This window comes from Streptomyces sp. NPDC026538 (assembly GCF_055567535.1).
The window spans coordinates 154,036-166,914 of sequence record NZ_JBVHQG010000006.1 but is presented as its reverse complement, the minus strand read 5'-3'; the positions used below and the strand labels follow the sequence as shown (position 1 = coordinate 166,914).

Annotated in this window: 13 protein-coding genes; 6 read left to right on the top strand and 7 right to left on the bottom strand. The window is 70.1% G+C overall.

Going from position 1 to position 12,879, the window contains the following annotated elements:
• Positions 1-4: 4 nt before the first annotated feature.
• On the top strand, positions 5-919 hold the full coding sequence (locus tag ACZ4N4_RS24560) for an RNA polymerase subunit sigma-70 (RefSeq protein ID WP_467592104.1): 915 nt from the start codon (positions 5-7) through the stop codon (positions 917-919).
• Positions 920-1,121: 202 nt separating this feature from the next.
• Here the strand turns inward: ACZ4N4_RS24560 and ACZ4N4_RS24555 are convergent, their stop codons facing one another.
• The gene (locus ACZ4N4_RS24555) at positions 1,122-1,796 is read right to left on the bottom strand and encodes an alpha/beta fold hydrolase (RefSeq protein ID WP_467592102.1); all 675 of its coding nucleotides are present in this window, start codon (positions 1,794-1,796) and stop codon (positions 1,122-1,124) included.
• Between the two features lie 248 nt (positions 1,797-2,044).
• Here ACZ4N4_RS24555 and ACZ4N4_RS24550 point away from each other — a divergent pair, with 248 nt between their 5' ends.
• The 3 genes from ACZ4N4_RS24550 (at position 2,045) to ACZ4N4_RS24540 (ending at position 3,816) form a co-directional block, all read left to right on the top strand.
• The gene (locus ACZ4N4_RS24550; RefSeq protein WP_453574215.1) at positions 2,045-2,479 is read left to right on the top strand and encodes a VOC family protein; all 435 of its coding nucleotides are present in this window, start codon (positions 2,045-2,047) and stop codon (positions 2,477-2,479) included.
• Between the two features lie 287 nt (positions 2,480-2,766).
• Entirely contained in the window at positions 2,767-3,183 is a 417-nt protein-coding gene (locus ACZ4N4_RS24545; RefSeq protein WP_467592100.1) for a DUF6234 family protein, read from the top strand.
• Positions 3,184-3,273: 90 nt separating this feature from the next.
• Entirely contained in the window at positions 3,274-3,816 is a 543-nt protein-coding gene (locus ACZ4N4_RS24540) for a helix-turn-helix domain-containing protein (protein WP_467592098.1), read from the top strand.
• Here the strand turns inward: ACZ4N4_RS24540 and ACZ4N4_RS24535 are convergent.
• The 3 genes from ACZ4N4_RS24535 to ACZ4N4_RS24525 are packed head-to-tail and all read right to left on the bottom strand — an operon-like array spanning position 3,752 to position 6,389.
• Entirely contained in the window at positions 3,752-4,765 is a 1,014-nt protein-coding gene (locus ACZ4N4_RS24535) for an NAD(P)/FAD-dependent oxidoreductase (protein ID WP_453574211.1), read from the bottom strand. The genes ACZ4N4_RS24540 and ACZ4N4_RS24535 overlap by 65 nt on opposite strands.
• A complete protein-coding gene (locus tag ACZ4N4_RS24530) occupies positions 4,762-5,295 on the bottom strand; it encodes an isoprenylcysteine carboxyl methyltransferase family protein (RefSeq protein WP_467592096.1) in 534 nt (177 codons plus the stop codon). The genes ACZ4N4_RS24535 and ACZ4N4_RS24530 overlap by 4 nt, the downstream gene beginning before the upstream one ends.
• Positions 5,292-6,389 carry a type III polyketide synthase gene (locus tag ACZ4N4_RS24525; RefSeq protein WP_467592094.1) on the bottom strand — a complete coding sequence of 366 codons (1,098 nt, stop codon included), beginning with the start codon at positions 6,387-6,389 and terminating at the stop codon, positions 5,292-5,294. Before ACZ4N4_RS24525 ends, ACZ4N4_RS24530 begins: the two co-directional genes overlap by 4 nt.
• Before the next feature lie 148 nt (positions 6,390-6,537).
• Here ACZ4N4_RS24525 and ACZ4N4_RS24520 point away from each other — a divergent pair, with 148 nt between their 5' ends.
• Positions 6,538-7,407, top strand: a complete 870-nt coding sequence (locus ACZ4N4_RS24520) for a UbiA family prenyltransferase (protein WP_467592092.1) — start codon at positions 6,538-6,540, stop codon at positions 7,405-7,407.
• 1,289 nt (positions 7,408-8,696) lie between these two features.
• Here the strand turns inward: ACZ4N4_RS24520 and ACZ4N4_RS24515 are convergent.
• Positions 8,697-8,870, bottom strand: a complete 174-nt coding sequence (locus ACZ4N4_RS24515; protein ID WP_453574202.1) for a CsbD family protein — start codon at positions 8,868-8,870, stop codon at positions 8,697-8,699.
• A 138-nt stretch (positions 8,871-9,008) separates the two neighbouring features.
• Between ACZ4N4_RS24515 and ACZ4N4_RS24510 the strand changes: the two genes are divergently transcribed.
• A complete protein-coding gene (locus tag ACZ4N4_RS24510; RefSeq protein WP_453574200.1) occupies positions 9,009-9,179 on the top strand; it encodes a hydrophobic protein in 171 nt (56 codons plus the stop codon).
• A 277-nt stretch (positions 9,180-9,456) separates the two neighbouring features.
• Here the strand turns inward: ACZ4N4_RS24510 and ACZ4N4_RS24505 are convergent, their stop codons facing one another.
• Both ACZ4N4_RS24505 and ACZ4N4_RS24500 read right to left on the bottom strand, forming a co-directional pair.
• Positions 9,457-11,217: a thiamine pyrophosphate-dependent enzyme gene (locus ACZ4N4_RS24505; RefSeq protein ID WP_467592089.1), complete on the bottom strand. Its 1,761-nt coding sequence runs from the start codon at positions 11,215-11,217 to the stop codon at positions 9,457-9,459.
• A gap of 36 nt (positions 11,218-11,253) precedes the next feature.
• On the bottom strand, positions 11,254-12,822 hold the full coding sequence (locus tag ACZ4N4_RS24500) for an FMN-binding glutamate synthase family protein (RefSeq protein WP_467592812.1): 1,569 nt from the start codon (positions 12,820-12,822) through the stop codon (positions 11,254-11,256).
• Positions 12,823-12,879: the final 57 nt, after the last annotated feature.

The window sequence follows — 12,879 nt, the reverse complement described above, 5'->3', positions numbered from 1 at the left end:
CGGGATGGGAGATTTCGCAGCGGACACGGAAGCCTACCGGCGCGAGCTGCTGGCGCACTGCTACCGCATGCTCGGATCGGTGGACGACGCCGAGGACATGGTCCAGGAGACCTACCTGCGTGCCTGGCGCTCGTATGAGTCATTCCAGGGCAGGTCGTCGGTGCGCAGCTGGCTCTACCAGATCGCCACGAACACATGCCTCTCCGCGTTGTCCCACCGCAGCAGGCGGTTTTTGCCCTCCGGCCTGGGCGCACCCGCCAAGGACCCCGTGATTCCGCCGAAGGCTGCGGAAGCGAATTGGGTCCAGCCCATTCCCGATTCCATGCTTGATCCCGCGGTGATCACGGCGGCGCGCGACAGCCTGAGGATCGCGCTGATCGCCACGCTCCAGAAGCTGCCGGGCCGTCAGCGGGCGGTGTTCGTCCTGCGGGACGTACTGGCGTGGCCGGCGTCGGACGTCGCACAGGTGATGGGCACCAGCACGGCAGCGGTCAAGAGCACGCTGCAGCGTGCGCGTGCGCGCCTGGCACAGGAGCCGCCTGACGTCGAGCAGACAGCCGAGCCGGGCAAGCTGAGTACCGTACTCGCTCACTACATCGAGGCCATCGAGGAGGCCGATGGCGCAGCCCTTGAAAAACTGCTGCGTACTGATGCCAGGGTCGAGGCGACGCCATGGCGCACCTGGTTCTCCGGCTGCGCCACGTGTGTGCCCTACCTCGTCAAGCAGGTCATGGGTTCGCCGGGCACCTGGCGGATGCTGCCGACCAGCGCGAACGGCCAGCCCGCGGCGATCGGCTACCTCAATGGCCAGGCCTACGGCATCCTCGTGCTCACCGTGACGTCGACGGGCATCGCGAGAATCAACGCGTTCGGGGATCCGGGGCTCGTCAAGCGGTTCGGCTTTCCCGCGTCCGTGTAAGCCCGAAGACCCTCAGGCCGTGTGCGCGGGGACCTTTACACCGCAGAACCCGTTCTGTGGCTGGAGTAGTCAGTACTCCAGCCACAGAGTGTGATCCTGCTGCCGGGGCGTGGCGGCCGATGCACCCGTCTGCTGCGGAGGCAACACCAGCTTCGATCAGTGTCCACACCTCACGTGCCAGGCGGGGATGGTCCCGCCGCCCTCAGCGCAGATACGCGACCAGTCGGTCGGCCAGGTCGACCGGGCGTGACAGCGCAACCAGGTGGCCGCCTGGGACCTCGTCGGCCTTGATCCCGAGACGATCGCGGGCCACTCGGCGCTGGAACTCCAGCGGGAAGAACCGGTCCTCGGTTGCGGCAATCACGCGAGTGGCCACGTCCGGCCATCGTTCGATGCCGCAAGGCTGATCGAACGCGACGTCGGCCTCGGGCCGGTTGTGTGCCGCGCCGGCGGCGGCGACCTCGGTCGGCACGTCGTGCAGGAAGTAGGTGGACAGGTCGAACTCCGGGCTGTATCCGCCTGCCTCGGCTGCTGTGACGCGGGCCGCCGGCGATCCGGTGTTGTCCCACCACTGTGCCGGCGTCTCGCCCGGGAGTGGGATCATCGCGTTGACCAGAACCAACAGATTCACCGGCACGCGAGCGCAGACCATCGGGGCGGTGAACCCGCCCATCGACTGGGCCACCAACACAACGTCGTCGTGGCCGCCGATCGCAGCAACCACCGCGTCGGCGTACTCGGGCAGCCCTGCGGACTCGTCGGCGCCGGGCAGTTCGACAGCAACCGCGACATGCCCCCTGGCGTGCAACTCGGGCACCACCCGATGCCAGTACCAGGCCGCACCCCCGGCCCCGGGGAGCAAGACAAAAACACTCATCACTCGCACTCTCTGTTTCGTTCTTGGGACATAGAGACCGCCGGGAACGAAGAGATTCATCGGTCAATGGTGTCGTCAACGGATCGGCAACCGAAGCACGGACAGCGCCACCTTTCGACCCACCGGGCGATGACCTGCCTCATTGACGAGGAACTTCCCGACGCTGCCTCGGCAAGATCCGGGGCCCGACAACATGCCGATCCGGTCCGGGAGATGAGCAACAGATTCCCCGCTGTTATGGTGCGCCGATGTCATCGATCAAACAGTTCCAAGTCACCTTCGACTGCGCGGAACCTGCGCGCCTTGCCGGCTTTTGGTGTGAGGTGTTGGGGTACGTCGTACCGCCGATCCCGAAGGGCTTCGCCACTTGGGAGGACTACCATCGCTCGCTGCCGCCTGAGGAACAGGTCACCTACTTCGCATGTAGTGATCCCTCGGGCACGGGCCCGCGCCTGCTCTTCCAGCGCGTTCCCGAAGGGAAGACCGTCAAGAATCGGGTGCATCTCGACGTGCGGGCCGGCACCGGACTCGTGGGTGAAGAGCGCCTCGCCACCCTGGAGGCAGAATGCGCACGGCTGGTTGCGCTGGGTGCGGTACACGTACGAACGCTGCTTGCCGATGACGACAACGAGTCGTGCATCCTGATGCAGGACATCGAGGGCAACGAGTTCTGTCTCGACTGAGCCTCCTCCGCGACGCGAGATGGGGGGAGCCGTCCTCCCTCGGTCCTCTCTTCAAGGTCTGATCAATTCCCTGGCCGCCACCGGCCTGACCAACGCCGCCGTACGAGCCGAGTCACGCTCGGCATGCCTGCGGTCCGCCCCACGACCCACGAGGAAGTTTCGGCGGTGCCACCAAGCCTCCCTCGGTGACCGTGACCCGCGTGCGGGACTGCCCCGGTCCGCAGGCCCTCGGCACTGAGTAGCCGTACTCAGGCGGGCGACGGTCCGCCTGCCCGAACATGGCGAACATGGAGTTGCTTGCGGACCTTGGCCTGGCCGTGTTGCTGTCAGCGCTCGAAGCAGTGGTGTTGGTGGGCTTCTGGTTCGCTGAAGGCCTCAAGCAATGGGCCGCCAAGGGGCAGTCGGTTCCTGATCCGACGAGCCGGTTCGTGCTGGTGCTGAGCGTGGGCTCGACGTGTTCGGCAGTGATCGCCTACGGCTTGTCCTGGGCTGGTCTGCCCATGGCATGCACGGCGCAGGCGGTCATGGCCGCACTTCTCGCGTCGCTGCTGATCCTGGTCGCAGGCACCGCATGCGGCAAGCGGATCAGGAGAAACCTGTTACGACGCCGTCTTCGCCGGGAACGGCTGCGCTGGCACAAGTCCCAGCGCGAAGGCGGCGGACATGCGCCGACCACGGTCCGCCGACGCAGGTGGCCGCCGTGATCCGGTCCTGCGAATCCGGCCCGGGGGAGCGCAGGTAAAGCGCACTACCTCGCCGCCCTGGCGATCGCCGGCCTGTCCGGCATCGAGGCGTTGGTCCTGCACGACGCCACCGGAACGGCACCGACATCGGCGCTGTTCATGCGGACCCGCGGGTGGTCCGCGCGGCAATGGGAAGTCGCCCGGCAGCGGTTGCGCGAGCGCGGTCTGCTGGCCGAGGCGGGGAATCTCACGCAGGCGGGGGCGACCCTGCGCGGCGAGGCCGAGGTACTCACCGACCGCCTCGACGCCGCCCCGTACGACCACCTCGGACCGGCCGCCACCACCCGGCTCACCCGAACTGGCCGGCGGCTTCTCCGCGACCCTCAGAGCGGCGGCCGCCTTCCCCACGGCACACTTCGGGAAGGGCTGATGGCTGGGACCGCCTTCGCCCCCGGGCTCCGCTGGCGCCAAGTCGATGAGCACCCTGCGCACCTGCTGAGGTGCAGCTCCCACATGCCGGTCCCGACCTCCGCCGGCGCGGGGACGCGTACGGTTGGCTTCGTTCACCTTCGGGGTGGGGGTCGGGCCACTACTGCAGTGCGTGGACCGCGGCTGAGAACACCGGCGGCATCCGGGACGCTGCGGGGACGATGAGGCGGGCGGTGCTGGGACGGCGGCTCGCGGCCAGCAGGGCCCCGGTCAGTAGCCGGTGGCGCCGGGTCAGCTGTACCCAGGCGCGCTCGTACGGGCCCGGTCGCCCGGCGGCCAGGCAGCGGACGGCGGCCCCTGCCGTCGCCAGTGCGAGGGCGATGCCCTCGCCGGTGAGGGCATCCAGGTAGCCCGCGGCATCGCCGACGAGCAGGACACGTCCGGCCACTCTGCGCCGAACCCGCTGGAGCAGTGGTCCGGCGCCGCGTACCTCCGTCGCGGCCGGCCCGCGCAGCGACGCGGTGAGGGCCGGGAAACCGGCCAGGTGATCGTCGTAGCCGCGACGGCTGCGGCTGAGGACGGCGACGCCCACCAGGTCGTCGCCGACCGGTGTCACGTAGGCCTCGCCGTGCCGGGCCCAGTGGACCTCCACGAAATCCGACCACGGCTCAACGCGGTAGTGCCGGCGCAGTCCGTAGCGGCCGTGGGGGCGGCCCGGCAGTTCCAGCCCCAGGCTGCGGCGCACCGGCGAGTGCAGGCCGTCGGCGGCGATCAGCCAACGGGCCGTGATTCCGGCGGCGGTGACGGTGTCTGCGCTCTGGTGCACCTCGCCGACCTTGCCCGGCAGCATCCGCACGCCGAGGCCGAGAGCGCGCTGGTGCAGTGCGGAGTGCAGCGTGGTACGGCGGATCCCCAGCCCACTGCGGCCACGGAAGGACGCTTCGGCGCGGGAGGCGCCGTCCACGTAACGGATGCCGCGCAGTTCGCGGCCGGTGACCTCGACGCCCAGGGCCCGCAGCGCGGCGACACCGCCCGGCATGACGCCCTCTCCGCAGGCCTTGTCGACGGGCGAGGTCCGGGGTTCGACGACGACGGCCTCCAGGCCGACGAGCGCGGCGTGGATGGCGGCGGCCAGACCGGCGGGCCCGCCGCCGGCCACCAGTACGTCGATCACGCCGGAGCGGTCGTGGTCGTGGCGGCGGCGAGCGCCCGGTCCTCGCATCGGATGCGCACAGTGAGCAGGGCAGCGTTGAGGGCCGAGAACACGGCTGCGGTGACCCAGGCGGTATGGACGAGCGGCAGGGCCACGCCCTCAACGACGACGGCCGCGTAGTTCGGATGCCGCAGCCACCGCCACCGGTAGGGGCCACTCGTCACCAGTGGCAGGCCGGGTACCACGATCACCCGGGTGTTCCAACGGGGTCCCAGGGTTGCGATGCACCACCAGCGCAGTGCCTGGGCGGCCGCCAGCGCGGCCAGCATCGGCCAGGCCAGGGCGGGTACGAAGGGGCGGCCGGCCAGCCACACCTCGGCCGGACAGGCGACCAGCAGAGCGGTGTGGAGGGCGACCATGGCCGGGTAGTGGCCCTGGCCGGACACGGTCCCGCCGCGGGCGGTGCTCCATCGCTCGTTACGGCGGGCGACGACGAGTTCGGCGACGCGCTCGGCGGCAACGGCGGCCACCAGCAGTCCGTACCAGATCATGTGTCCCGGGTCCTTCGAGGGTTCGACGACCAGCGCAGCAGGACGAGTTCGCAGGCGAAGCCGGGCCCCATCGCCAGCAGCACACCCGGAGTGCCCGGCGGCGGGCGGCGTTCGGCCAGGGTGTCGCGCAGTACGTGGAGCACCGATGACGAGGACAGGTTGCCCACGTCGGCCAGGTGACGCCAGGTCACGTCGAGGGCCTCCTCGGGCAGGTCGAGGGCCTCGGTGACGGCCTGCAGGACCTTGGGGCCGCCGGGGTGGCACACCCAGGCGGTCACGTCCTTCGGCTTCAGGCCGTGGTCGCCGAGGAACCCCTCGACGTCATCGGCGAGGTAGCGGCGTACGACGTCGGGGACCCGCGGGTCGAGGACGACCTGGAAGCCGGAGTCCTTGATGTCCCAGCCCATGACGCGCCCGGTGTCCGGATACAGGTGGCTGCGGGTGTCCACGATCGTCGGGCCGGCGGTCTCGTCCGGGCGGCCCGGACGGTTCGCGCCGCACGCGACGACGGCGGCGGCGCCGTCGCCGAACAGTCCGGTGGCGACCAGGTTGGCCATGGAGGCGTCGTCGCGCTGGAAGGTGAGCGAGCACAGTTCGACGGACAGCAGTACCGCCACGTGGTCGGGCCGGCCCAGCAGGTAGTCGTGCATACGGGCCAGCCCTGCAGCGCCGCCGGCGCAGCCCAGACCGAACAGGGGCAGCCGTTTGACGTCCGGCCGCAGTCCGAGGCGGCCGACCAGGCGTGCGTCGATCGAGGGGACGGCGATACCGGTGACGGAGGTGAAGATCAGCAGGTCCACGTCGGCGGCGGACAGACCGGCTGTGTGCAGCGCGTCCCGGACGGCCTTGGCGCCCAGGTCGGTGGCGGCGGCGATGAAGACGTTGTTGGCGGCCCCGAATCCGTCCAGTTCCCCATACCGTTCCAGCGGCAGCGTCATATGGCGCGAGCGGACCTTCGTGCTGCGGTGCAGCCGGTCCAGGACCCGGCGGTCGGTGCCCTCGGGGAGACAGATGCGGGCCACCATGTCGGTGATCTCGGACTGGGTGCGACGGTGCGGTGCGAGGGCCCCGTGAACGGCGGCGATCCGCGTCATATGGTTCCCGTCCGGCTATCGACTGGGGTGAGTTGCTCTGCACGTCTTCCCCGGACCGCGGCTTCGACACCACGGATCGCCCGTCCGGCCGTTCGTCCCGGGGCGCGTGCTCCAGCCGGGTGGGGCCGGGGCGCCTACGATCGGCCGGGTGGGTACTCCTGAACAGTCGACGGCCGGCGGCGCGGCCGGGGGTTGGGCCGGCCGGGTGGGTGGCCTGGCCGGGGCGTGCCATCCCGGGCCTGTCGTGGCGGTCACGGGCTTGATGGCGGTGCTGGCCGTGACCGCCGGCCAGGGCGCCGCGCGTTGTGTCCTGACCGCAGCCGCAGTTCTGAGCGGGCAGTTGTCCGTCGGCTGGTGCAACGACGCGTTCGACGCGCGCCGGGACATCGCCTCCGGCCGCCGTGGCAAACCCGTCGTCGACGGCGCGGTCGGTGTGGCGGAGGTGTGGGTGGCCGCGTATGCCGCGCTGGCGCTGTGCGTGCCGCTTTCGTTCGCCTGCGGCTTGTGGGCGGGCGCCGTCCACCTGGCCGGGGTGGCGGCGGCGTGGGCGTACGACCTGCGACTCAAGGCGACCGCGTGGTCCTGGGCGCCGTACGCGCTGGGTTTCGCCGCGCTCCCGGCGTTCGTGGCGCTGGGGCTCCCAGGACAGCCTTGGCCGGCCTGGTGGGTCGTCACCGCCGGGGCGCTTCTGGGGGTCGGAGCCCATCTGGGCGATGTGCTGCCGGATATCCGCGGGGATCTGGCGACGGGCGTACGGGGATGGCCGCACCGGCTGGGCCCGGACGGCGCGCGGCTGCTCCTGCCGGTTCCGCTGGTGACCGCGACCGCTGTTCTGGCGCTGGGGCCCGCCGGAGGCCCCGGCAGATGGGGAGTGGCCGCGCTCGCGGCGGCCGGACTGGTCACGGGGGCGGGGACGGTGCTGGGACGCCGCCGGCAGCGGGCGGCCTTCGCGGCAGCCGTTGCCGTGGCGGGGGTGGACGTGGCGTTGCTGCTGCTGCGCGGCACCGGGATCGCCTGACCGTTCCGCCTTGCCGACCCGCTCACACCTGACGAAACCCGCGAGCGGAAGCGGGAGTTCCCCGATCCCTGCTGCGGTTGCCGGCTCGCGAGTGCTGTCCCCAGCCGTGACCACGTCGCGGTCCGCCCGACCCGCCGGTGCCCGTACTGAGCAGGACCGGTGCGGCGATGTCGGCGAAGCCCGGTGCGTCGGCCAGTTCCTCCGGGTGCACCGCTCCTCAGGTCGGGCGTCAGCACCGTGCCCCCGCGGATGAATGCGTCCACGCACGGCCCCTTGGCGAGCGTGAGCCGCAGTTCCTCCAGCCGTTCGCTTATGTCGGCGGTGTGCCGCACAGCAGTTGAGGGGCCGGGGCCAGAACCCTCGGATCCCGCCGAGATCCGCCCGGACGACGTCGTCGTCGAGGTCGGCCCGGGACTCGGCTGCCCGATCGAGCCTGCCCCGTAGGTCAGCGCTGTCGACAGCCCGGGCCACCCGCACGTATTCGCGATCCTTGCAGCGATACGCCCGGTGGACGACAAGCTCGACCAGGTCGGTGAGCTTCGCCTTGATCGCCTCCTCCTGGGGAGCACGGGCCACCATACGGATCAGGGTCTCCTTCGTACCCCACGCCTTCGCATGCTGCGTCCACTCCAGCGGGTACCTCGCCTCCCACTCCAGGAAGAGCAACGCATAGGGCAGCCCCGGCCACCTCGCCAGATCCCCGCCCACAGGGCCATTCCACACCCCGTCAGGCAGCGAACGCCTCTGGGCTTGCCAATGCCTCTGGAGTGCCTGTCGAAAGGCCGGCTCCCGGTACTGCTCGTCCGCTCCCAAAGGCCGCGTCAGCAGCCACATCTCGTTGGACCGGTCGAGCGCGTCCGTGACCTTTCTCCGGGCCTCGGCCAGATGGACGAGCGCTGCACCTCTCGCAACCGGATCCTCCGAGATGAGCCCGAACGCCCAACCCAGTCGCTCAGCCCATGCACAAGCGTCGTCCGCATCTGTTCCTGCCTCTTCAGTCACGCACGGGACCATCTCCTAGCGCAGTCGGCTCGCTCCACCCGACGGTGCGGGAGGGGGGAGAGACGCAAGGGCTCCCGGGCGCGACAGACGGGAGCAGAGACCGCCCGCTCTCCCGCTCGTCATCCCAAGTGATTACAGAACGGACGCCCGCCGACTACGCCGAAGCCCTGCGCCCCCGGCAGCGGCACAGCCGCCCAGATCTGACCGCAGGAGTTCTGGTAATGCGGCAAAGGGCCGTCCCGCTCATACGCGGGACGGCCCTTTGCGTAAAAGGAAAGGTAGCGGCGTCAGTGCTTGAACGCGTCCTTGGCCTTTTCCTTGGCTTCGCGGGCGTCGCCCGTGCTCTTCTCCACCTGTCCTTCGGCAGCCATGCGCTCGTTGCCAACGGCGCTACCCGCAGCCTTCTTGACCTTGCCCTCGGCCTGTTCGGTCTTCGCCTTGGCCTTCTCGCCGGCAGTCATGGAATGCGCCTCCTCGTAGCGTGGGTGCCATTTTCGCGGTAGATCACTGGTGCCCCGGCTTTCCCTGCATAAACAAGGCGCGGCCAGAGAGTGAAGGAGGGGATACGGGGCATCCGGCGGCTCAGGAGGTTGATAACCATGGTTCCCTTGCTGCTTGTTCTTCTTCTGGCGCTGATTCTTTTCGGCGCGGGTTTCGCCGTCAAGGTCCTGTGGTGGGTGGCGGTCGCCGTTCTGGTGCTGTGGCTGCTCGGCTTCGTCATGCGCTCCACCGACGCCGGCGGCGGTCGCGGCCGCTGGTACCGATGGTGACCTGACCCCGCTTCCGAGTACTCCCTTGTAGGGCCCGGCCGTCCATACGGCCGGGCCCTACCAGCATGGCCTGACGAGCAGGCGTACCGACCGCTGCCGGAGCGGAGTGGGAACGCGGCCTGGGCGGCGCTGAGCGGGCGCGGCGTAGGGACTTCACGACGTCGTGGTCGGAGTGGGCCCGGCCATCGATCTCACCGTTCCCGCGTATGGCCGTACAACTTCATCTGCCAACGCGGGTGTCGTCCCAAAGGCAAGCCACGTGCAACGGTACGAGTGGTCAGTGGTGGGTTTCGTCGCCGCTGCTGCGCAGCAGTTCCTTCACCTTGGCCACGGCGAAGCCCCAGCCCTGTTCGACGGTGGGTTTGGCGGGGACGGCGATCTCGTCCGGGTTGGTGAGTACGTCGAGCAGGACGGGGCCGGGGGTGGCGAAGGCGCGTTGCACGGCGTCCTCGAGGTCGGCGGGGTCGGTGACGCGGATGCCGGTGATACCGATGGCGGTGGCGACGGCGGCGAAGTCGGGGTTGTCCAGGACGGTCCCGAACTCGGAGAGCCCGGCTTGTTCCTGTTCCAGCTTGACCATGCCGAGGCGGCGGTTGTCGAAGACGACGAGTTTGACCGGCAGCCGGCAGGACTTGAGGGTGATGAGGTCGCCGAGGAGCATGCTGAGGCCGCCGTCGCCGCAGAAGGCGACGACCTGGCGGTCGCGGTCCAGGTACTGAGCGCCGAGTGCCTGCGGCATGGCGTTGGCCATGGAGCCCAGGTTGTACGAGCCCAGAAGCCGACGTGTCCCGCGCATCTCGACGAATCGTGAGAGCCAGACGGTGGCCATTCCGGTGTCGGAGGTGAAGATCGCGTCGTCGTCGGCGCTGCGGTCCACGGCGGCGGCCAGGGCCTCTGGGCGGATGTCGTGCTCGCGGTTGTCCAGCGCGGAGCGGACTTTGCCGACCAGACCCTTGTCGTGCGCGGGGTCGGCGAGACGTGCCTGGCCCTCGCGCCAGCTCAGGAAGCGTTTCCGTGCCTCCTCCAGGTGCCCGCGGTCGCGTGCGCCGCCCGCCCGGGCCGGTCCGGCGGTCAGGTGGTCGAGCAGGTCTCGCACAGTGGCACCCGCATCGCCGACGAGGCCGAGGTCCACCGGGACGCGGCGTCCGATGTGCTCCGGTTCGGTGTCGACCTGGATGACCGTGCGCCCCTGGGGATACCAGTCCCGGTAGGGGAAGTCGGTGCCCAGCAGGAGCAGGGTGTCCGCGGACTGCATGGCCCCGGCCGCCGCGGGGTTGCCGATCAGACCGGTCTGGCCGACCTGGAAGGGATTGTCGCCCTCGAAGCCCTCCTTGGCCTTCAACGTCAGCACCATCGGTGCCGCGAGGCGGTCCGCCAGCGCGAGGACGTCCTCGCGGGCGGCGCGGGCGCCCTGCCCGACCAGCAGGGTTATCCGCTCCGCGTGGTCGAGGAGATCGGCGGCCCGGCGTACGGCGGACGCCTCGGGGCGGGTGGTGGGTGTGGTGAGGGAGAAGCGGGCCGGACGGTCGGCGTGCAGTTCCCGGTCGCCGATGTCGCCCGGCACGGTGAGGACCGCGACGCCCTTGTGGCCCAGGGCGTTGCGCACCGCCGTCTCAAGGAGTTGCGGCAGTTGGTCGGGGTCGGTGACGGTGGCGCGGAAGACCGCCACGTCACGGAAGAGCAGGTCGTTGTCGACCTCCTGGAAGGCGTCGCTGCCCAGCTCGGACAGGGGGACCTGACCGGCGATGGCCAGTACGGGCGTACGGCTCTTGGCCGCGTCGTAGAGGCCGTTGAGGAGGTGCACGGAACCGGGGCCGACCGTGCCCATGCACACGCCCAGACGGTCGGTCAGCTGGGACTGGGCGCTCGCGGCGAAGGCGGCCGCCTCCTCGTGACGGCAGCCCACCCACTCCACGTCGTCCGTGGCGCGGATGGCGTCGGTGAGGGGGTTGAGCGCGTCTCCCACGACGCCGAACACCTGACGGACGCCGAGTTCGCTCAAGGCGTCCACGATGACGCGGGCGACGGTTCGTGCCACGGATTCCTCCAGGTCGGACAGTGAAGTGGTGACTGGTCAGATGGTGAAGTGATCGGGATCGGCGGCCTTCCAGTCGGCCGCCCAGTCGGCGGGCGGCTCGACCAGCAGTTGTCCGGGGGACAGCCACTCGTACAGCACGTCGTAGGAGCGCACGGTCTGCGCGTCGATGCGGTGCCGCAGCATGTGCGGGTGGAGCTGTGCTGGGTCGGTGACACCCATGGAGGCCATGATCTGCAGTGCGCTGCCGACGGTGGCCTCCTGAAGGCGGCGCACCCGCGCGGCCTTGTCGCCGACGTCGAGCGCGCGGGCGCGCCGCGGATCCTGGGTGGTGACGCCCACGGGACAGGTGTTGGTGTGGCAGCGCTGGGCCTGGATGCAGCCGACCGCGAACATCATGGCGCGCGCCGCGTTGCCGTAGTCGGCGCCCTGGATCAGGCGTTTGACGAGGTCCGTCCCGGTGGCGATCTTGCCGCTGGCGCCGATCCGGATCTGCTCCCGCAGGCCCGCTCCGACCAGGGCGTTGTGCACGGTCATCAGGCCCTCGGTCAGTGGTGTGCCGATGTGGTCGGCGAATTCGAGCGGCGCGGCACCTGTGCCGCCCTCCCCGCCGTCGACGATGATGAAGTCGGGTGCGGTGCCTTCCTCGATCATCGCCTTGCACACGGCGAGGAACTGGCGTCGTGAACCGGGGCACAGCTTGAAACCGGCCGGCTTGCCGCCGGACAGTTCCCGCATCCGCGCGATGAAGCGGACGAGTTCACGAGGCGTGGAGAACACCCGGTGGTAAGGCGGGGAGATGACCGTCTGTCCTGCGGGGACGTCCCGCACCCGGGCGATCTCCGCGTTCACCTTGGCCCCGGGCAGTACACCGCCGATGCCGGGTTTGGCACCCTGGGACAGCTTCAGCGACACACACCTGACGCTCTCGGCCGACGCCTTCTCGGCGAACTCCCCGGCATCGAAGTCCCCGTCCCGGGTCCGGCAGCCGAAGTAGCCGGTGCCGATCTCCCAGACCAGGTCACCACCCGGACGCAGGTGGTACTCCGACAGCCCGCCCTCACCGGTGTCGTGCGCGAAACCGCCCGCCGCGGCCCCCTGGTTGAGCGCCAGGACGGCATTGGCGGAGAGCGAGCCGAAGCTCATCGCGGAGACGTTCAGCAGGGCCATGTCGTACGGCCGGGTGCAGTCCGGGCCCCCGATCCGCACGCGCGGCGGGTGCTCGGGCACCGGGCACGGAGCCATCGAGGGAACCAGGTACTCGTAACCCGCCTGGTACACGTCGCGTTCGGTGCCGAATGGCTCTTCCGCGGCGGTGCCCTTGGCCCGTTCGTAGACGATGCTGCGGACGTCCCGGTCGAAGGGCCGCCCGTCGAAGTTCCGCTCGACGAAGTACTGCTGCAACTCGGGACGAATGCGCTCCAGCAGGAAGCGGGCGTGCCCGATCACCGGATAGTTGCGCAGCACCGAGTGCCGCCGCTGTGTCAGATCCCACACACCGATCGCACCGAGTACGGCCAGCGGCACCGCCGCGATCCACCACCAGGGCGACACCAGCACGGCCACGGCGGCCACTGCGATGGCGGCGCCCACGACCATCGCGATCATTCCGGTTCTCAGCACGACCCACGTGTAACCCGCCTGTCCCGTCTCATGCGGACCGAT

Excerpts from the sequence above, each read along its gene's own strand:
- ACZ4N4_RS24530 (WP_467592096.1), bottom strand. The coding sequence starts at position 5,295 with ATGATCTGGTACGGACTGCTGGTGGCCGCCGTTGCCGCCGAGCGCGTC.
- ACZ4N4_RS24525 (WP_467592094.1), bottom strand. The coding sequence starts at position 6,389 with ATGACGCGGATCGCCGCCGTTCACGGGGCCCTCGCACCGCACCGTCGC.
- ACZ4N4_RS24550 (WP_453574215.1), top strand. The coding sequence starts at position 2,045 with ATGTCATCGATCAAACAGTTCCAAGTCACCTTCGACTGCGCGGAACCT.
- ACZ4N4_RS24515 (WP_453574202.1), bottom strand. The coding sequence starts at position 8,870 with ATGACTGCCGGCGAGAAGGCCAAGGCGAAGACCGAACAGGCCGAGGGC.
- ACZ4N4_RS24545 (WP_467592100.1), top strand. The coding sequence starts at position 2,767 with ATGGAGTTGCTTGCGGACCTTGGCCTGGCCGTGTTGCTGTCAGCGCTC.
- ACZ4N4_RS24560 (WP_467592104.1), top strand. The coding sequence starts at position 5 with ATGGGAGATTTCGCAGCGGACACGGAAGCCTACCGGCGCGAGCTGCTG.
- ACZ4N4_RS24500 (WP_467592812.1), bottom strand. The coding sequence starts at position 12,822 with ATGATCGCGATGGTCGTGGGCGCCGCCATCGCAGTGGCCGCCGTGGCC.
- ACZ4N4_RS24555 (WP_467592102.1), bottom strand. The coding sequence starts at position 1,796 with ATGAGTGTTTTTGTCTTGCTCCCCGGGGCCGGGGGTGCGGCCTGGTAC.
- ACZ4N4_RS24510 (WP_453574200.1), top strand. The coding sequence starts at position 9,009 with ATGGTTCCCTTGCTGCTTGTTCTTCTTCTGGCGCTGATTCTTTTCGGC.